General features: G+C 38.6%; 21 protein-coding genes. 19 read left to right on the top strand and 2 right to left on the bottom strand.

Going from position 1 to position 20,271, the window contains the following annotated elements; genetic code table 11:
- The 8 genes from LI241_RS13995 to LI241_RS13960 all read left to right on the top strand — a co-directional run.
- Positions 1-764 (top strand): SpaA isopeptide-forming pilin-related protein (locus LI241_RS13995; protein WP_227151372.1); only part of this gene is annotated, 764 nt, incomplete at its 5' end.
- Positions 765-957: 193 nt separating this feature from the next.
- A complete protein-coding gene (locus LI241_RS13990) occupies positions 958-2,901 on the top strand; it encodes a transcription antiterminator (RefSeq protein WP_008690361.1) in 1,944 nt (647 codons plus the stop codon).
- Positions 2,902-3,081: 180 nt separating this feature from the next.
- Positions 3,082-4,047, top strand: coding sequence for a type I phosphomannose isomerase catalytic subunit (locus LI241_RS13985; protein WP_008690364.1), 966 nt, complete (start codon positions 3,082-3,084; stop codon positions 4,045-4,047).
- A gap of 4 nt (positions 4,048-4,051) precedes the next feature.
- Positions 4,052-4,498 carry a PTS sugar transporter subunit IIA gene (locus LI241_RS13980; protein ID WP_008690365.1) on the top strand — a complete coding sequence of 149 codons (447 nt, stop codon included), beginning with the start codon at positions 4,052-4,054 and terminating at the stop codon, positions 4,496-4,498.
- Positions 4,499-4,500: 2 nt separating this feature from the next.
- Positions 4,501-4,809 (top strand): PTS fructose transporter subunit IIB, encoded by a 309-nt coding sequence (locus tag LI241_RS13975; RefSeq protein WP_008690367.1) that lies wholly within the window; start codon positions 4,501-4,503, stop codon positions 4,807-4,809.
- Between the two features lie 33 nt (positions 4,810-4,842).
- Positions 4,843-5,907 (top strand): PTS fructose transporter subunit IIC, encoded by a 1,065-nt coding sequence (locus tag LI241_RS13970; RefSeq protein ID WP_008690368.1) that lies wholly within the window; start codon positions 4,843-4,845, stop codon positions 5,905-5,907.
- A gap of 6 nt (positions 5,908-5,913) precedes the next feature.
- Complete coding sequence (locus tag LI241_RS13965) at positions 5,914-7,056, top strand: mannitol dehydrogenase (RefSeq protein ID WP_008690370.1); 1,143 nt, start codon at positions 5,914-5,916, stop codon at positions 7,054-7,056.
- Between the two features lie 55 nt (positions 7,057-7,111).
- The gene (locus LI241_RS13960; protein ID WP_008690372.1) at positions 7,112-7,507 is read left to right on the top strand and encodes a hypothetical protein; all 396 of its coding nucleotides are present in this window, start codon (positions 7,112-7,114) and stop codon (positions 7,505-7,507) included.
- A gap of 48 nt (positions 7,508-7,555) precedes the next feature.
- Here the strand turns inward: LI241_RS13960 and LI241_RS13955 are convergent, their stop codons facing one another.
- Together LI241_RS13955 and LI241_RS13950 are read right to left on the bottom strand one after the other, a co-directional pair.
- Positions 7,556-7,876, bottom strand: coding sequence for a hypothetical protein (locus LI241_RS13955; protein ID WP_008690374.1), 321 nt, complete (start codon positions 7,874-7,876; stop codon positions 7,556-7,558).
- 728 nt (positions 7,877-8,604) lie between these two features.
- Positions 8,605-10,551 (bottom strand): transcription antiterminator, encoded by a 1,947-nt coding sequence (locus LI241_RS13950; protein ID WP_008690378.1) that lies wholly within the window; start codon positions 10,549-10,551, stop codon positions 8,605-8,607.
- Positions 10,552-10,885: 334 nt separating this feature from the next.
- On the opposite strand from LI241_RS13950, the gene LI241_RS13945 reads away from it, so the two are divergent.
- The 11 genes from LI241_RS13945 (at position 10,886) to LI241_RS13895 (ending at position 20,217) form a co-directional block, all read left to right on the top strand.
- Positions 10,886-11,845: a type I phosphomannose isomerase catalytic subunit gene (locus LI241_RS13945; protein ID WP_008690379.1), complete on the top strand. Its 960-nt coding sequence runs from the start codon at positions 10,886-10,888 to the stop codon at positions 11,843-11,845.
- A gap of 5 nt (positions 11,846-11,850) precedes the next feature.
- Positions 11,851-12,291 (top strand): PTS sugar transporter subunit IIA, encoded by a 441-nt coding sequence (locus tag LI241_RS13940; RefSeq protein ID WP_008690380.1) that lies wholly within the window; start codon positions 11,851-11,853, stop codon positions 12,289-12,291.
- Between the two features lie 19 nt (positions 12,292-12,310).
- Positions 12,311-12,625: a PTS fructose transporter subunit IIB gene (locus LI241_RS13935; protein WP_227151374.1), complete on the top strand. Its 315-nt coding sequence runs from the start codon at positions 12,311-12,313 to the stop codon at positions 12,623-12,625.
- A 24-nt stretch (positions 12,626-12,649) separates the two neighbouring features.
- A complete protein-coding gene (locus LI241_RS13930) occupies positions 12,650-13,723 on the top strand; it encodes a PTS fructose transporter subunit IIC (RefSeq protein ID WP_008690382.1) in 1,074 nt (357 codons plus the stop codon).
- A 9-nt stretch (positions 13,724-13,732) separates the two neighbouring features.
- Positions 13,733-14,878, top strand: coding sequence for a mannitol dehydrogenase (locus tag LI241_RS13925; protein ID WP_008690383.1), 1,146 nt, complete (start codon positions 13,733-13,735; stop codon positions 14,876-14,878).
- Between the two features lie 39 nt (positions 14,879-14,917).
- Entirely contained in the window at positions 14,918-15,370 is a 453-nt protein-coding gene (locus LI241_RS13920; protein WP_008690384.1) for a DUF3284 domain-containing protein, read from the top strand.
- 4 nt (positions 15,371-15,374) lie between these two features.
- A complete protein-coding gene (locus LI241_RS13915) occupies positions 15,375-16,232 on the top strand; it encodes a ketose-bisphosphate aldolase (protein WP_008690385.1) in 858 nt (285 codons plus the stop codon).
- 63 nt (positions 16,233-16,295) lie between these two features.
- Positions 16,296-17,570: a class II D-tagatose-bisphosphate aldolase non-catalytic subunit gene (locus LI241_RS13910; protein WP_008690387.1), complete on the top strand. Its 1,275-nt coding sequence runs from the start codon at positions 16,296-16,298 to the stop codon at positions 17,568-17,570.
- 100 nt (positions 17,571-17,670) lie between these two features.
- Entirely contained in the window at positions 17,671-18,489 is an 819-nt protein-coding gene (locus LI241_RS13905; protein WP_008690388.1) for a transketolase, read from the top strand.
- Positions 18,489-19,406 carry a transketolase family protein gene (locus LI241_RS13900; RefSeq protein WP_008690389.1) on the top strand — a complete coding sequence of 306 codons (918 nt, stop codon included), beginning with the start codon at positions 18,489-18,491 and terminating at the stop codon, positions 19,404-19,406. Before LI241_RS13905 ends, LI241_RS13900 begins: the two co-directional genes overlap by 1 nt.
- Positions 19,407-19,704: 298 nt before the next feature.
- Positions 19,705-20,217 carry a YHYH domain-containing protein gene (locus LI241_RS13895; RefSeq protein ID WP_227151376.1) on the top strand — a complete coding sequence of 171 codons (513 nt, stop codon included), beginning with the start codon at positions 19,705-19,707 and terminating at the stop codon, positions 20,215-20,217.
- The last annotated feature ends 54 nt before the right edge of the window (positions 20,218-20,271 follow it).

Here is a 20,271-nt window from a genome sequence, read left to right as displayed (position 1 = left end):
TGAGCAGAAAGAATGGGGACGTTTATGAAGCTGTCAAGAATGCGAACTATGTCATTCCAACAGGTGATGCAGAGAGTACATATAAGACAAATGAAGCGGGTGAATTTCAGGTAAAAGGAAATCAGACCGCGCTATTCAGGGAGCTGAAACAAAAAGAAACTTATAAGGTAGAAGAGAAACAGACGAATGTGGAATATAAGATTCTTACCAATGCACAAGAAGAAAAGCTTGATAAGAAGATACAATTCTCATTTACTAACGCCTATACACCAAAAGAAATTGCGGTTTATCTAAAGAAAATGAATCGTGATAAGGAAGCCTTAGAAGGAGCAGAGTTTACTTTGTATAGCGATGCAGAGATGAAAAATGCGATCGCAAGCTATACAAGCGGAAAAGCAGAAGGCTTGTTGATTAAAAAGCTGCGAGCAGGTACCTATTATCTGAAAGAAACGAAGTCACCAAAAGGCTATAAGTTGCTGGAAGAAAGCATCAAGATCGAGATCACAAGAGAAGAAGGAACAGGAAAGCTGTTTGTGAAGGTCAATGGGAAAGCAGCAGAGCAGAGTGAAGATGAGCAGATATATGTCATCACGAAGGAAGTAGGCGAAAGTGATGAAGTGCATATGGTCGTGTACAATGATAAGAACTTCTGGATACCAATCACAGGAGGAACAGGGATTGCAGTATTCATTGGAATTGCAATCATTGGCTGTGCAGGAGTATTGTTCGTGCTTAAGAAAAGGATGAGGAAAACGCATATCTAACATTTTATTTCATGTAAGTTAAAGGAACTTGGAGTTTCATTGGTGTGATAAAGATCATTCCAAAGTAATGAGATTCCAAGTTTTTTCATACACCTAAGAATATGCATATTAACAGACTAAAAAATACGTTATAATTGTATTTAATCTTAATAATGCTTATTTTATACAATAAATTGGAAAAGATGGTGAAAAAATGGCAGCAAATGAAAATCTTAAAAATTTTTATATTCTATTATTAGATTTAAAAGAACCGAAACAGATTGCATATTTTACCCAACATTTGAAGGTATCCACAAAGACGATATACAATTATTTAAAGGAGCTGGAATATGAGCTTCGTCCATTTGATCTTCATGTCGAAAAGCGAAGAGGTGAGGGGTATTTGCTAGTTGGTGCTGAGGATGAGCGAGATGTGTTTCGGCGTTATCTTGAAGAAACATATTTAACACAGGACTTCACTGACTTTCGCAGAAAAGAGTTATTAGAAAATCTTTTGATGAAAGATGAAACGGTATCTGTTCGCAAGCTGGTAGAGAAATATGATGTTGCGAAAAGCAGTATCGTCAATGATTTAGAATATGTAGATAAGGTATTGCAAAAGAATGAATTATTCTTAGTAAGAGATAAGAGTGGTACATATGTGAGCGGAAAGGAACAGCACATTCGCAGTGCAAAGCGTAACTATGTTTTTGAAAAGTTTAAAGAGAAGTTGTCTGCTAAGGAAAGCTATGATTTAAAAACATGCAAAGCAATTTTGGCAAATTATGTAGCGAAAAGATATATGGAAATTGCGGAAGAAATGATTACCTTTGTAAATGATAAACTTTCTTGTGAACTAATGGATGATATGTATTATTATCAGATTTTTATACAGTTTGCTATCTTTCTTGATCGTGTGGAAAAGGAACATCTTTTAATACAAACAACTTATCGTCCTGTTGTATCGGAACTACATCGGTTAAAAACTTATCCCGTGACATTAGAATTGGCACAATGGCTGAAGAATACCTATGGGATTGCTTTAAAAGATCAAGATGTACGTTGGCTGAATGCTCGGGTATCCGGTGTTTATCATGAAAATGATATACATAGTGTGAGTCGTAAGGCGGAAGAGATTAGAAGTCAGTTAAGTGAATTCATAGAAACGATTTCGGCGGTAGTAGGAGAAAATCTGAATGATGATGAGGAATTATTTAAAGGTTTACAGCAGCATGTTGTTCCTATGATGACACGCATTACGAATAAGATTAAGATTACCAATCCTTTTTTACCGCAAATAAAAGCACAATATCCGGCACTATTTAGTGTATTGGTCTTAGCTGCTTCCACCTTTGAGAATTCTTTGAATATTCATCTTTCAGATGATGAAATTAGTTTTCTATTAATCCATGTACAGGCTGCTATCGAACGCTATAATCTTTCTAAGAAAATTGCCATTGTAATTCATTCAAGCGGTGCGAATGCGGATTTAGTAGAACATCGAGTGAAACGCAATCTGCCACGTTTTGATGTTGTCGAAACCTTTAATTTAGATGATTTAAAACTATCCTATCTTGATGATTTTGATTTTATCATATCCACAGTAGAGATTGCTTATGATAAAAAACCTGTTATTTTGATTTCGCCACTGGTGGACGAATATGATGTTCATAAAATTAATCAGATATGTGCCGATACAAGCAAGCACAAAGAAAGTGTTAAAAATCTATTGTTAGAAACGTTGGATAAAGAAACCCTACTTTTAAAACAAGATTATGAGGATAAAGACACGGTCTTGGAAAAAATTCATACGATTTTTATGCGCAATGGTTATGTCAGTGAAGGTTTTTTGGCATCTATGAAAGAAAGAGAACGCATGGCACCTACGGAAATGGGAAATGGTTTAGCAATACCGCATGGGATTTCAAAGTATGTGAAAAAGGAAAAGATCCTCGTAATGACATTGAAAAAACCAATTGTATGGGATAAAGAGAAAGTAGACATCATTATTTGTCTGGCCTTTAATTTTGCGGATAAAGAACGTTCCAGAAAGTTGATTAGCAATATTTATCAGTTCATCAAATCCAAAGATACGATTCACCGCGTACGTGAATGTACAACAGAAAAGGCATTTTATGAAATTGTCAGAAGTCTTTAAATGGTCTTGCTACACCTTGTATTATCATTTAAGCTAACCGTTTGTTTTTTGTGTTTGTTAAATATAAGAAGCAGACGGTTTTTTATGTGTCCTAAGACTTACAAAAAACTATGAAGAGGATTGGCATATCGTAAAAAAGTTTCTCATGACATAATGTAGCTGTCAAAGGAGAGTGATGATATGAAGGATGAGGTGTTATTTCTAAAATCGCCATTGAAAGAAAAAATCTATGGAGGAAATCGCATCCAGAAAAAATTTGGCTTTTTAGAGGAGATGAATAAGAAAATTGGTGAATACTGGGCAATCAGTGCTCATGATAACGGTGTCAGTATCATTACCAATACGGCTTGCGAGGGGCAAAGCCTAAAAGAGGTTTATGAAAAGCATCGTGAATTATTTCATCACGATAAACGCGAACGGTTTCCTTTATTGGTAAAGATCAATGAGATTACCAGTCCGGTATCCGTACAGGTACATCCGGATGATGCATATGCGAAGGTACATGAGCATGACTTAGGGAAAGCTGAGTTTTGTTTATTTCTGGATGTGGATGATGGAACAAAATTAGTACGCGGACATCGTGCCAAAAGTCGTGGAGAGTTTCAAAAAATGGCACTGGAAAAGCGATGGGATGAGCTGCTCATACGTAAAGAGGTAAAAACAGGTGATTTTGTATATACACCGGCAGGTGTCGTACATGGCGTAGAAGGAAAGATGCTGATGGCAGAGGTCCAGCAAAGCAGTGATGTGACATATCGCATTTATGATTATGATAATGTAGATGTCAATGGAAAACCACGTGAATTGCATTTGGAAAAAGCCTTAGATGTTGTGACAATCCCACACGAAGAACCGATGGTAAAACCGCAAATTACAGAGCATGGACAAAATGAAATCCAACAGTATATCGACAATGCTTTCTTCCGCATTACGAAGTATGGCATACATGAAGCAGAGTGTATAGAAAATGAAACGTATTCCTTATGCTTGGTACTAGATGGCAAAGGCACATTAATTACAGGAGAAGCTACTTATGGTATCGGTGCAGGCATGAGCTTCATTATGACTTCGAATGCAAAACAGTATACGATCGATGGAAATCTTTCCTTATTGGTTAGTGAGCCAGGCATGGTGAAGGGGGAATAACGACATGTTTGATCAGCAGTTAACGTTTGTCAAGAAACAGTTTCAAACCAAAATGGAAGCAATTGATTTCTTGATTCAAAAAGCGATAGAAAGTAAGAAAGTGATAGGAGGTGAAGCATATAAACAATCGGTTTGCCAACGGGAAGAGGAATTCTCTACCGCAGTTGGTTATGATATCGCGATTCCGCATGGCTCCAGTCAAGATGTACAAGAATCCTTTGTCGCAGTCGCTACCTTAGAAGCTCCGCTGCATTGGGGTGATGAGCTGGTGAAGATGATCTTTCTGATTGGGGTTCCAGAGAATAAGCGAACAAAAGAGCATTTGCAAATATTAGCTTGGTTAAGCAGAAATCTAATGCATCAGGAGTTTCGTGAAGATATTCTGCATGCAGAAAATGAACAACAGTTATTCAACTGTTTGAAAAAACTGGAAACAGAGAAAGGAGATTAGCTATGAAGATTGTTGGCATTACCGCATGTCCAACAGGCATTGCGCATACATATATGGCGCAAGAGGCATTAGAAGAAGCAGGTCGTAAAAGGGGACATGAAATTAAATTAGAAACGCAAGGTGCGATGGGTGCTGAAAATGAAATCACTGAAGATGAAGTGGAAACGGCGGATGTTGTATTAATCGCGGTTGGTTGTGCTGTAGAAGGCATGGAACGTTTTGAAGACAAAATTGTTGTTGAGATTGATGTGGCGGATGCGATTAAAAATCCGCAGGCCGCAATCATGAAGTTAGAAGAAGCAGTAAAGTAAGCAACATAATAAAGAAAAGAGGAGAGTGAAACTATGAGTGTTGATTTTAAGAAAATTAAGAATTATCTGATGACAGGTATGTCTTACATGATTCCGATGACGGTTATCGGTGGTATCTTCTATGCCGGTTCTATTGCCTTTGGTGGTACAGCCGTGGCAGGTGAAGGTATGGTAATCAAAAACGAATTTCTATTGCATGTACAGGAAATCGGTGCAGCTGGTTTGTTTATGATGATTCCTGTATTAGCTGGTTATATCGCTTATGCCATTGCGGGGAAACCAGGTTTAGCACCAGGGCTGGTTGCCGGATATATTGCGAATACAGAAATTACAATTGGTGGTAATGCAGTAAAAACTGGTTTTTTAGGAGCATTGGTGTTAGGTTTTATGACTGGATATATCGTACGTTATATGAAGAAAATTCATTATCCGGACTTAATTAAAACGGTTGTACCAATTCTGATTATTCCGGTTGTGACATCTTTTATCGTATGTATCTTCTATATGTATATCTTAGCGAATCCAATCGGTATGGCAATGGGCGGTATCGAAAGCTTCTTAACTAGCTTATCCAGTGGCAGTAAAGTAGTGCTTGGCATCATCATGGGTATGATGGTTACAGTTGATATGGGCGGACCGGTAAATAAGACCGCTTGCTTGTTCTCCATCGGTATGATGGCAGAAGGTCATTATGAATTCTTTGGTATCTGTGCGGTTCCAATTTGTACTGCCCCATTAGGTATGGGTCTGGCAACTTTATTATCAAAGAATAAATATACACAGGAAGAACGTGATGCAGGTAAGGCTTCCTTGTTCATGGGATTGATTGGTATTTCTGAAGGGGCAATTCCATTGGCAGTTGCAGATCCGGCAAAAGTTATTCCATCCATTATGGCCGGTGGTGCTGTTGGCGGTGCTATTGCGGCAGTTACCGGTGTTAAGGATTATGCGCCACATGGCGGACCTATTGTATTACCGATCATTGATGAAAAAGTTTGGTTTGTCATTGCTATTATCGTCGGTACGATCGTGACAGCCTTACTGGCAAATGTATTAAAAAAGCCAATTGTTGAAAAAGCAGATAAGGAAGCTGCTTAGAACGATATGAAACACGCATTGATTATTGGTGCAGGAAGATTAGGCAAGGGTTTTATTGGGGAAACTCTTGCGAATGCAGAAGGATGGAAAACGACATTTATAGATATTGACGAAAACGTCATTGAGGCAATGAAAAATAAGGGGTATTACGATGTGTGTGTACATCGCGAAACACGCATTGAAGAGCATCGCGTTCGCGGTTATGATGCTTATACATGGAAACAAAGTGGGGCAATGGAAAGTGTAATCGATGCCGATGTCATTTACTTTGTCATTTACCCAGAACAAATACCGCAGGCTGTATGCACTGTCTGTGAAGGGCTGTATCGTAGAAAACAGCAACAGCCTGATAAGAAGCTTTGTATGATCTTTATCACAAATAAAAATCATTTAATGAAAGATATTGAGCAGATGTTTTATGAACATTTGCCAGAAGAAACACATGCCTGGTTTCAGGAACAGGTTGTCTTACGCGATTCTATCGTGCGAAGAAGTACAGATGCCCAAAGCAATGCGGCCTTAAATATTCGTACGACAGCGGTATTATCCTTACTGATCCAGCAACCCTTAAATGTTGATCTATCAGCGATTGAGTGGATGGAAACATGTGATCAATTAGAGCTATTAAAAGATGTAAAGGTGTTTGTGGTAAATGGTCCACATGCTGCCAGTGCTTTTCTGGGATATTATAAAGGCTATGAAACTATTAATGAAATTAGTAGTGATGAAGAAGGGGCAGCCTTTATTAAGGAAGTAGAAAAAGAGATAACAGAAGGTGTCTTACAGCATTATCCACTAACGAAAAAGCAGTTGTATAATTTAAGTCATTTCCCTGCGGCGAAAGGTGAAATGGTAGATTATATTTATCGTGTGGCGTATGATCCAATTCGCAAATTGACCAAAGGTGATCGTTTAGCCGGCAGTGCTGCTATGTGTTATGCGCATGGATTGCCTTATGACGCGATAGCCAAAGCGATGGCATATGGTTTTCTCTACGATGAGCCTAGAGATAAACAAGCAGTGGCATTACAAAAAAGCATTCATGAGGAAGGTATCTTACAGACGATTGTAAAACTTACTGGTTTTGCTAAAGAACATGAAGTTACCAAACGCATCTTATATTACTATGAACAATTGAAAAAAGCATAGATGAAGTGGCTCTTGTTATTCAAGAGTCATTTCACTGTTAGAAAGGAGCGTAATTATGCGGGTAGTGAAAATTGTAGCAATGGATGTAAATCGTTATTTTGAAAACCTGAAAAAAGGGCTTTATGATGAGGTGAAGAAACATCAAAAGAATCTACGTTATGAGGATATTCAAGAAGGTTTCTGTTTTGAGGATTCCTATGGCACCTTATGTTGTCTGCGTAGATGTGATAATCAAAGTATTTTTCAAATGGAGAAGCAATATCCTGGTATGATACAAATACTCGTTCATAAAATTGAACCTTTCGATGAAAAGTATCGTGTTCTTTATGAAGAAAAAATCACCCATACAACTATTCGTAATAAGCTGGTTTATGCATGGCGAGCCAGAACATCACAGGCACGTTTTACCATGATGGAGGCATTAACAACCTTTATCGATAAAGCACAATAAAACACGCAGAACTTGCGTGTTAAATAAAATGTTAATGTTTCACAAGGCTTATACATGATTTGTATGCATAAAATCAGCAAATGCTTTTTGTAGATTATGAAGGTTGAGGTAATCATAGAACTGTTCATGGGATAAATCTTTATGGTATTCATCTACGATATTGCTTACATAGTTGGCAAAGATATAAGGAATGCCACTTTGTGTTCTTATATAATGAATATGCCAGCTATCTTCGTTTGCTGTTACACTTACCGATGCTGTATCAACACCCATATCACCCCATATATCATCTGTGAAGATATCGGTGTAAAAGGGTATGTTATTTTGTTTTAAGGTTTCATGAAATGAAGCTAAATCTTGTACTGTCATGTTGTGTTCCTTCTTTTCTTGCTCATTATAATCGTACAATTAAAAAAGTACAAGTATTCTGTAAGAGGAAACGAAAAAGATGATGGGAAAGATAGAAATGGGGGTATACTATGTTGTGTATTTTGAGGTACGAAAAGTCTTGCTAGTAATAATTGTTAGCATGAATGTTAGATAGATTGTTAGCAAGATTAAAATAGTTCTTCTTTTCTTATAAAGATAATAAGCACAAAAAATTCACTTTTATTAGTTTTTAATATCGAATCATGATGTTTTATGTAAATAAAGTAGAAAAAATCAATTTATCATATAACTATAGTAAGCAAAACATGCTTTCTTGCTACTAATGATTGTTAGATAGATAGTTAGCAAGATGTTAGCAAGGATATTTATGATTGAGAGTAGAACCATTAAATTTTAAAGAGAATATGTGGATGATATAAAGTATGCAGTTATTGCATTTGCGAATGCTGATGGAGAAAAATTTATATAAGAATGATGACATTGTTACAGTAGGTGGTTTAATAGGTATTTCCGTCTTATGTAATCAACACTTCGTAATTGTTTTTTAGCGTTTAAAGATCATAGAAAAAGGAATACTAAAGAATAACAACAAAAGGAAAAGGATTAATTTCTGTGCAATACAGAAATCAATCCTTCGTAACTGCTTGATTTAGCCTATTTACTTTAAGTCCAAATAATTGAGTACACTTCAAAGTGACTACTTTTTACTATTTCGATAATCTTTTACCATACAAAAGACCTAGCACTTCTTCACACGTTTCCGCTGCGGATATCTGCTCTATAAATTCATTAGCACTGATGAGATGATACAAATCCTTTAAAAGTTTTTTCATGATTTCCTTCTGTTCAAAAGATACTGCCGTAAAGAAGATGACACGCACCATATCTTCTTTCCAAAGAATAGGTTCTTCTAACGTGATAAGAACAATTGCGGTATGATTTACAAAAGTATCAAGTCCATGGGGAATGGCAATACCATTGCCAATTTCTGTAGAAGATATCTTTTCACGATTTAAGACACTTTGATAGAAGTCTTCGGTTATGTATCCCTTTTTTCGTAAGATATCATTTGCGGTTTTTAAAATTTCTTCTTTTGATTTACATTTCTGTTTCACTAAGATCGTATCACTGCTGATGGCTTGCAACAGGGAATAAAAGCGTGATTCCTTGACATCACGTATCAGCTTATCGTAGGTCTGCTTAATTTTTTGAATATCATTGCTGTCAGCTAATGGAGAAATGACGACTGAAGGTAAATCTGTTGATACTTCCATTGTTGAAATGATGAAATCAAAATCATGCAAGTATTTTTCTTTCAAATCTTGTATGTTGATTAATTCAATGACATCAAAGGTAGGCAGATTGATCTTAATTTGATTCTCAATCAATAAGGCATTCGCTAAGTTGCAGTTATACACAATGGCAATTTTTTTTGATAAGTTATGTCGTTCTAATGCTGCCTGAAAGTGAATGAGGATAAACCCGATTTCATCATCGGACAAGGTATACCCTAATTTCTTTTCCAGCACGCTGGAAGCAAGGGAAATGACACTGAACATGGCGGTAAACTGCTGCTTGATCTGAAGCAAAAAAGGATTGGTAATCTTAATGTTGTTTTTTAAGCGGGCAATCATAGGGACAAAATGATTAGATAAACCAGTCTTTAACAGCTCATCAGACATAAAGTCTACCGAGAAGATATCACCAATGGAAGTTATCAGTTCATTCACAATATCCTGTACAATAGGAGAATAGCCATCCTTGGCTTTTTGATCTTCATGATACACACCGGCAATCCTTGCATTTACCCAGCGAATATCTCGATCATTCATCGTAATGCCATGCGCATCTTTTAACCATTGGGTAATCTCCTCTGTGATAGGATAGGTCTTTAATATGTGCAGTTCGGTAACAACCGGACGGGCAGGTGCTTCTGTAATTCCATAACCTTTGCGAATTCTTGAGATAAAGATCGCATAGGTGACAAAAATCTGATTATAGTAATTGGTATCCAGATGAAAATTTAATTTATCCTGTGCCATCTGAATCATCTGACGACTGATGTTTTGACTTTCTTCATCCACATAACGAGATAAGATTGCCTGACAAGTCTTGCGGTCAATGACTTTATCTTGTTGCGACAAGGCCATGAGTTCATTGAAAATAAACTTCCGCTTGGCACTGCGAATCCGCTGTTCCTTACCGATGATGCGGGTCCCGCTTTTATCACGTTGTAAATAAAGATCCTGTTGCGAAAGATGCTGTTCGATTTTCTCCAAATCTTTCACGATGGAAGTGGAACTGACACAATAGGCATCCGACAGACGACGCACCGACACACATTCATCTTTCATCAATAATTTTTCAAGAATTTTATGTTGACGATTTTTACTTGTGGGTGTTTCATCTAAATCCTGCTGTATCGCTTCACGTAGCTTTGCGCGCTCTTCCATACTGCCTTCTAAGCGTATGCCAACACCATGGCGTGAAATTAACGCTACCTGATGATTTCGCATATAGTAGCGTAAATCGTTGATATAATTGGAGATGGTTTTGCTGGATACCATGAGCTTTTCGGCATAGTAGCTGGTCTTGTGGAAGTCTTCTTCTTCCAGCAGAAGATTAAGAAACAGCGTTAATTTCGATGATTTCATTGTGATTCTCCTTTCAGAATAAGGAATAGAGAAATCCCTAAGATATCATAAGATGAAATCTTGGAATCGGCTATTGCAAACTCTTTCCAGATGTTGTGGAAAAAAAGATACACGAACACGTGCAGTATCACTATCATAACATTTTTTTATGACATTTAAAGGGAGTTTTTGCATAAATACAGCATAATTTCTTGAAATCTTTCCCCTATAGGGGAAAGCATGGTGCCGGTAATTGCCGGTGTTTTTTTATTTCCGGAAGTTGTAGAAAAGAGTTGGTATTTCGCAAAAAAATTTCCCCTTTTACAATAGGGGCGTAAGAAAGGAGCGCAAGACAATGAGCAAGGAAATTCTGAAACTGAAATCCATGATGAAAGAGAAAGCATATGGCGGTACGCAGATTGCTGAATATTTGGGTTTAGCCCAAGATACCCATCAACGCATTGGTGAATATTGGATGATCAGTGCCCATGAACATGGAGAAAGCAGAATCTTACAAGAACCTTTTCAAGATATGCGTTTGAGCGAAGTGTATGAACAGCATCGTGAGTTGTTTGCTAATAGTAAACAGGAACACTTTCCCTTGTTAATCAAGATGAATGATGTATCATCCTCTCCATCCTTACAGGTACATCCCGATGATGCTTATGCACAAGCACATGAACATGCCACAGGAAAAAGTGAATTCTGTTTGTATCTGAAAACAGCACCGAACACAAAGCTCATCTATGGGCATACGGCCAAAACCAAAGAAGCCTTCTTGCAACGTATTGCCCAGGGTGAAATTGATGATTTGGTAATACGCAAACCAATTCATGATGGAGATGCTGCGTATATTCCTGCCGGTATCTTACATGGATGTGAAGGAAAGATGCTTGTGTATGAGGTTCAACAAAATTCTGATATCACATATCGCATTTACGATTATGACAATACGGATGCTTTCGGAAATAAACGACCTCTGCAAATTGCCAAGGCAGCAGATGTCGTATGCATCCCTCATAAAGATGCCCCACTTACTCCTACAATACAAAAAGAAAAAGCCTTTACCTGTATTACGTATTGTGACAATGACATCTTCACCATTCGTCAATATCAGATACAGGAAGCTGTGGACATCGTAAATGAAAGCTATGCATTGTTAACGATTCTTCAGGGTCAGGGATTACTTGAAACCAAGCAGGAAACACTGGATGTCAAAGCGGGAGATAATCTCATTGTCACATCACTTGCCAAGCGCTACACCTTGCAAGGGAGTATGCAAGTGATGGTTGCCATACCGAAGGAAAAGAGGTGAAACATGTGTTTACAAAGGAGATAGTAAACGTCAGTGATCAACAGTTTCAAGATAAAAGGGAAGTCATTTCTTATCTTGCGGACCTTGCGGATAAAGCGGGTAAGATTACCGATAAAAAAAGTTATGTTGAGGCTGTTTTGAAACGCGAAGAAGTAGTATCTACAGCCATTGGCTACAGCGTTGCCATACCGCATGGCGAAAGTGATGCGGTTAAGGATACCTTCGTGGCTTGTTTAAAGCTGAATCATCCTTTGCAATGGGATGAGGAACAGGTAAATTTGATCTTTATGATTGGAGTTCCATTAGCAAGCCGTAATGCAGAGCATTTGCGAATATTGGCAATGCTAAGTCGCCATTTGATCAAAGCGGATTTTCGCCAACAATTACAAGATGCGAAAACCAGTGAAGCATTTTATGACTGTATTTCCGTATTAGAAGAGGAATAAACGATAGGAGGAAAAAGAAATGAAAATCGTTGCCGTTGCCGCATGTACCACAGGTATTGTGCACACGTACATGGCACAGGAAGCCATTGAACAGGAATGTAAGAAAAGAGGTTATGACTACAAGGTAGAAACCCAAGGGGGCATGGGTATTGAAAATGAACTGGAGGAAGATGATATCGCCAGTGCAGATGCTGTCATTTTGGCAGTAGCCATCGGTATCGAAGGGGAAGAACGTTTTGAAGAAAAAGAAGAGGAAGGCAAGGTCATCACGATTGATCCTTCTGTAGTAATCAAAAATCCTGCTGAGATCATTGATCAGGCAGAAAAGCTCTAAAGAAGAGGAAAGAGAGGAAATCCTATGTTTAAAAATATTGGAAAAGATTTGGTAAAGGCGTTTAATACCGGTGTTTCATATTTTCTTCCAGCCGTTGTTATCGGTGGTGTCTTCTTAGCCATCGCCTTAGCAACCGGAGATGCCGGTGCCGAAGGAATGAAAGTCACCAATCCTTTCATGCAGAATTTGAATACGATTGGTTCTGCCGGTATGGCCATGATGATTCCTATGCTAGCTGGTTATATCGCTTATTCACTAGCTGGGAAACCGGGCTTAGCACCTGGTATGATTGCCGGTTATATCGCTAACAATCCCGTTGGTGAAAATAGTGTATCTACCGGTTTCTTAGGTGCGATGATCATGGGTATCTTTGTTGGTTATGTATGCAAATGGATCAAATCATGGAAGGTGAACACAACCATTAAAAGCATCATGCCAGTCTTGATCATTCCTATTCTATCAACACTGATTTGCTGTTTAGCTTATATGTATATCTTAGTTGGTCCATTAGGTGCTTTGATGAAAGCCTTGACCACGATGTTAAGCAATATGCAGGGCGGCAGCGCTATCCTGTTAGGAATCGTTATTGGATTGATGACAGCCTTTGATATGGGTGGACCTATTAATAAGACAGCTTCAGCATTTACCATGGCATTGATGGCAGAAGGTATTTATGGACCAAACGGTGCTTTCCGTGTTGCGGTTGCCATTCCTCCACTTGGACTAGCTTTATCAACATTCATTTCACGTAAAAAATATGATGATGCTGAAAAACAATTAGGTATTACCGCAGCCTTTATGGGATTGATTGGTATTACCGAAGGGGCAATTCCATTTGCTGTTAAGGATATCAAACATGTATTGCCAGCAATCTGTTTAGGTAGTGCGGTAGGTGCCGGCTTAGCAATGATGCATGCAATTGACTGTTATGTTCCTCATGGCGGTATGATCGTTGTAGCAGCTACCAGCAAGCCGCTGTTATACACCTTAGATATGGCAATCGGTGTCGTTGTGACAGCCATTGCATTGATGTTTATCAAACCGAATTTAGAGGATAAGAAAAAGAAAGCAGAAGCCAAAGCGGTAGAAACGAAATAGGGGAATCTTATGGCAAATGCAGTCATTCTTGGTGCAGGTAGATTGGGAAAGGGGTTTCTTGGAGAAACCCTTGCCAATGCACCACGCTGGCATACAACATTTTTAGATAAAGATGCCGGTGTTATCCAAAAACTAAATGAAACAGGCAGTTACCATGTGCAGGTCTATCGCAAGGAGTGCATAGAAGAACATGAGGTAAGCGGCTATGAGGCATATGAAACCCTGCTAGAGCCACAGGATTGCCATGCCATCGTATATGCCGATCTCTTGTTTCTTAGCATCTATCCCCAAGATTTTCCTGAGGCTATCGCATATGTAAAAGAAATCTTTAAGATGCGGGCAAAGACAAATCCCAATCAAAAGCTGAGCATGCTTTGTTTAACAAATAAAAACGGCATGATACCAATGATTCAAGATGCCTTTGTAAAAGATATGAACGAAGAGCTGCTGTCCTGGTTTATGCATCAGGTCGTCATACGGGATACTATCATTCGCCGCAGTACCGATGCCGATGATCATCGCTCGCTAAACATTCGTTCAACGGCAGTCTTGTCCTTATTGATACAACCGCCATTAACGATTGATATCGCAGATATTGAGTGGTTAGAGTTATGTGATGATATCGCCATGTTAAAGGATATTAAAGTATTCCTTGTGAATGGTCCTCATGCAGCCAGTGCTTATCTTGGTTGGTATCGAGGTTATACGACCATTAATGAACTATTGGAAGATGAAGATGGAGCAGCCTTTATTCAGGAAGTTACCAAAGAAATACGTGCCGGTATCCTGCAACAGTATCCCATCAGTGAAGAGCAGTTGGATAAGTTAAGTGTCTTTCCGAAAGCAAAAGGAGATATGCCGGATACGGTTTATCGGGTAGGAAAAGATCCACTGCGTAAGCTTAGCTATGATGATCGCTTATGTGGCAGTGCCCGTATGTGTAAAGCGCATCACTTACCTTATGAACATATCGTACAAGCGATTGCGTATGGTTTGCTTTATGATGAAAAAACGGATGAAGCTGCTATGCAGATGCAGATGCTCATTCAAGAAAAAGGCATCATTGAAGCGGTTCATCAAATATGCGGTTTCTCTTATCAAGAGGATTTGTTAAAGGAAATTTGTTCATGGTATGTACGTTTAAAAAATAAGTAATTCTTGCCCCTAAGAGCCAAGTGATGAGGAAAGATGAATATGAAAGTGAAAGTAAATGTCCATGTAAATGCGGCAGCTATCTATCGCATTTTATTAAAAGAGCTGCAAAAGGATATCAAACAACAGGTGAAGCTTGCGAAGCGTCCTGCCCAGCTGCATCAGGGCTATTCGTATACTCAAAAGCTAAAGTTTCATGATAAGGAATATCGCATTCCGGTAACAATAGAAGCACTACAGGAAGCACAATATTACAAGGTAAAGAGCCAATACCCTAAATATACACAGACAATTTCTTATCGCTTACAGCCATTGGATGAAAACTATACCTGTATCATCTATCAAGAAAAACTGCATGATGTGCATTTCGGTATTCGATTGCTAAGCTTTCTGAAAGGACATTTGTATCGCATGAAAATTGTTCAATATCTTCATCATTTGGAAGATGAGGCAAAGAAACAAAATGAAATTCATAGGAATCGAAAAGGAGAATAAAGATATGCTGATGAATATGCAAGAGCTGTTAACAATCGCACAAAAACATCATTTCGCGATTCCTGCCTTCAACATCGGCAGTCTGGAAATATTAAATGCTGTGAAGGAAGAAAGTGAAGCCTTACAAGCACCTGTGATTTATGAGATTCATCCTGATGAGCTTGCCTATTTGAAAGAACCTTTTATGAAAACGGTTCTGGAGGTTGCCCATACGACAAGTGTTCCCTGTGTCATCCATTTGGATCATGGCGCTAATCGCCAACAGATATTGCAAGCATTGCGTTGTGGTTTCACTTCCGTCATGATCGATGCATCCTCGTATCCTCTAGATGAAAACATCCGGCGAACAAAGGATATCTGTGAGCTTGTAAAGCCTCAGCATGTATCCGTGGAAGCTGAATTAGGAACGATAGGTGCGATTAGCAAGGAGCATGTCAGTGACATTCAATATAGTGATCCGGTAGCGGTGAAAACATTTGTGGATAAAACAGGTGTGGATACTTTAGCAGTTGCGATTGGCACTGCCCATGGCATTTATCCCACAAATTATAAACCAACGTTAAGGCTGGATGTTTTAAAAGCCATTCGCGAACAGGTGAACATCCCTTTGGTATTACATGGAGGCAGCAGCAACCCGGATGAAGAGATAACTCAGGCCGTCGCCTTAGGAATTTGTAAGATCAATATTTCCAGTGATGTAAAAACAGCATTCTTTACTGAAACAAAAAGATATTTAGCGCTTCATCCAGATGCATATGAGCCAAATGCGATATTTCCTTCGGCCATTCAGGCGGCGCGAAGTGTCATCGCTAATAAGATGCGTCTGTTAAACACCGTTGGGAAAGCATATTTATACAAATAAGCATATGCTTATCAAGCGTAACGGTGAAACATACAAAATAGGTAAAAAGAGGAGAAGAAAGATATGGAAAAGTTACCAATTAAAAAAGTAGTGGAAGGACTATTAAAATTACAAGATTCAGGAGATAGTGCAACGTTATTAGGCATAGGGCCAATGTCACCTAATTTATTACAGGCAAGTTTTGAAATCGCTAGAGATTATGATTTCCCTTTGATGTTCATTGCCAGTCGTAATCAGGTAGATGCCGATGCGTTAGGTGGCGGCTATGTGAATGGCTGGGATCAGAAACGTTTTAATGAAGATATTCGCAAGGTTGCGAATGAAGTAGGCTTTGATGGTTTGTACTATTTGTGTCGTGATCATGGTGGACCTTGGCAAAGAGATAATGAGCGTAATGCCCACCTGCCAGAAGAAGAAGCAATGAAATTAGCTCGTCAGTCTTACTTAGCTGATATTGAAAATGGTTTTGATTTATTGATGATCGACCCAACGAAGGACCCATTTGAAATTGGTAAAGTCATTCCTTTGGATGTGGTATTAAGTCGTACGGTTGATTTAATTGCCTATTGTGAAGAAGAACGTAAAAAACGCGGCTTACCGGAAATTGGCTATGAAGTTGGTACAGAGGAAACCAATGGTGGTTTAACTTCGACAGAAAAGTATCATGAATTTATCGAAAAGCTGGAAAAAGAATTAACTGCCAAAGGATTACCAATGCCAACTTTCATCGTTGGTCAGACAGGTACGTTAACAAGAAAAACAGAACAGGTAGGAACCTATAATTTCCATAACGCCTATGACCTAGCACAGATGGCGAAACAATATGGTGTAGGACTTAAGGAACATAATGCGGATTATTTGGATGATGTAACCTTACTGGAACATATTCCGGCAAATGTAACTGCCAGCAATGTAGCCCCACAGTATGGTACAGAAGAAACCCGTGCTTACTTAAAGCTGTGTGATGTAGAAAAAATCTTAGAAGAGGAAGGTTTGCTTGATGAAACTTCGGATTTAAGAAATACTTTGTTGGTAAAAGCAATCAAAACAGAACGTTGGAGAAAATGGATGATGGGAGAACAGCGTAATCTACAGGTAGAGGATATCTTAAAAGATGAAGCATTATCCTTAGAAATTCTTGATATCTCCGGTCATTATGCATTCAATGATGAAGATGTAAAAAAAGAATTACAGCAGCTTTATGCGAATTTGGCAAAATTCCATATCGATGGACAGCGCTTTGTTGTTGATCACATCAAACGTCCTTTACAGCAGTATGCCGAATGCTACAACCTAAAGGGAGTTACCAGCCGTATTCGTAAAGCCATTGAAAAATAATCTTAGGAGCTGGAAGCATCTTTCAGCTCTTCCTTTATAAACAGGTGTATCATGAGGAAGTATATGTATAACAACATGACAACAAGAAAGAAGGTAAGTTATGGATAAACAGGAATTAGTAGAACATGCCAGACAAATACGTAAGCATATTTTAAAACAGGTCTATACGGCACAAAGTGGACATCCGGGTGGAAGTCTGAGTGCAACAGATCTTGTGACGGCATTATATTTTCAAGAGATGGATATCACAGAAGCGAATGTAAACAGCATCGATCGTGATCGTTTCGTCTTAAGTAAAGGACATGCATCTCCTTTGTTATATGCGGTATTGTGTGAAAAAGGACTTCTTGATGAACGTGAATTATTGACATTTCGCAAGATAAACTCACGATTACAAGGACATCCCAACATGAAATATGTTGCCGGTGTTGATATGTCAACTGGCTCATTAGGTCAAGGAATCTCTGCAGCTGTTGGCATGGCACTGGGCAATAAGCTTGCCCAAAACCATCATCGTGTCTATGCGTTATTGGGCGATGGAGAATGTCAGGAAGGTGAAGTTTGGGAGGCTGCCATGGCAGCTGCACAGTATCAGCTGGATAATTTATGTGTCATCGTTGATCATAACCGTTTGCAGATTGATGGTGAGGTGGCAAAGGTTATGAATGTTGATTCTTTAGAAGAAAAATTTAAGGCATTTCATTTCCATGTTTTGACGGTAGATGGTCATGCGATGGATGAAATCTTATCGGCTTTATCAAAAGCTAGAGAAAATAAGGGAAGACCAACAGCCATCATTGCCAATACCGTGAAAGGAAAAGGCGTGTCCTTCATGGAAAATCAAGCAGGCTGGCATGGAACAGCCCCCAATAAAGAACAGTATGAACAAGCAATAAAGGAATTAGGAGGTGAGGCATAATGGCAAAGTGTGCAACAAGAGAGGCCTATGGAAAAGCGTTGGCACAGCTCATACAAGAGAATGAGCGAGTTATTGTTTTAGATGCGGATCTGGCAGGAAGTACCAAAACAAGCGAAGCGAAAAAGGTTTGTCCACAGCGTCATTTTGATGTTGGTATAGCGGAAGGAAATATGATGGGCATTGCGGCAGGTTTAGCGGCAAGCAAGTATATCGTCTTTGCGTCCAGCTTTGCGATGTTTGCGGCAGGAAGAGCCTTTGAACAAATTCGTAACAGCATTGGTTATCCTCATCTAAATGTGAAGATTTGCGCTACCCATGCAGGTCTAAGTGTAGGGGAAGATGGTGCTAGTCATCAGTGTAATGAAGATCTGGCATTAATGCGTGTGATTCCGGGAATGACAGTGATTCAGCCTTGTGATGAAGAGGAAACCAAACAGGCTATTCGAGCAGTAGCTAACATAGATGGACCTTGTTATGTTCGTCTTGGCAGAGGCAAAGTAGAGAGTGTATATGATGCATCTTATACATTTGAAATTGGGAAAGGCAATGTTTTACGTAAGGGGAAAAAGGTTGCCTTAGTGGCGAGTGGTATGATGGTACAAGAAGCTTTAAAAGCAGCTGCTATGTTGGAGGAAGCCCCTACTGTGGTAAACATTTCAACCATAAAACCATTAGATACCGCCTTAATAAAAGAATTGGCAAAAACCCATGATACGATCATCACTTGTGAAGAGCATAGTGTGATTGGCGGTTTAGGAAGTGCAGTATCGGATGTTGTGGCAAGCAGTGCGCATGCCTGTGTTGTAAAACATATCGGTGTACAGGATACCTTTGGAGAAAGTGGCGATGCACAAGCTTTATTTGAAAAGTATGGCATCAACGCAAAGGCAATTGTTAAAGCGGTACAGGATAGATAAGAGCATAGGAATATTAGAGAACATAAGCTGTGTGGTATGTAAGGCTTATGTTCTCTTTTCTATTTCACTTAAGTAGTTCTTTTAGAAACGAAGAACTCAATGGCGGATGTTTTTGTATAACATAGACAAAACAGTAATTGATAAACGTTTGATCTACATATACATGTATAAATAATAGGTGTTAATAAATAAACAGGTGAAATTATGTATAAAGAAACCCTTTACATTCCTATCTGTAATGAATAATTGTATAATAGATTAGAATCAAAAAGAATAGAAATTTCAGAGGGAGAAAGAAATGAAGAAAAAAGTATTATTCGCAGCAATGCTTTCAGCTACGCTGCTTGGCGCTACACAGGCGGTGAAAGCACATCCGGGAAGAACTGATGGAAATGGTTGTCACACCTGTCGTACCAATTGTGAAAAATGGGGATTGGCATATGGAGAATACCATTGTCATAATGGTAATAGCTCTGCATCTAGTTCGAATTCATCTAGCAATCAAACGAAACCGTCTACGAATACAACGACAAATAGTTATACCACGAGCAAGCCAACGGTCACTAAGCCAAAAATTGATTATAAAGCTATTGGTAAAAAAGAAGGTTATGCAGCTAAGATAAAGGAGCCAAACAGAAACTTAAAAAATATAAAGTATAAATACAAAGATAGTAATTATCGATCGGCATTTGACAAAGCATTTTTACAGGCTGAAAAAGAGTTACGTAAGAAAAGTGAAACGTTAGCCAAACAAAATGGGGAAAAAGATGCAATAACGACTGAAAAATATCAATTAGCAACTTTCAGATAAAATTATATATATCTTTTTAACTATCTTTTTATATCTTCTTAAATGTCCGCAAAG

This window comes from Longicatena sp. 210702-DFI.1.196 (assembly GCF_020563125.1).
In the GTDB taxonomy this organism is placed as follows: Bacteria; Bacillota_I; Bacilli_A; order Erysipelotrichales; family Erysipelotrichaceae; genus Longicatena; species Longicatena caecimuris.
The sequence above is the reverse complement of the archived record's forward strand: the minus strand, read 5'-3'. Positions and strand labels throughout refer to the sequence as shown.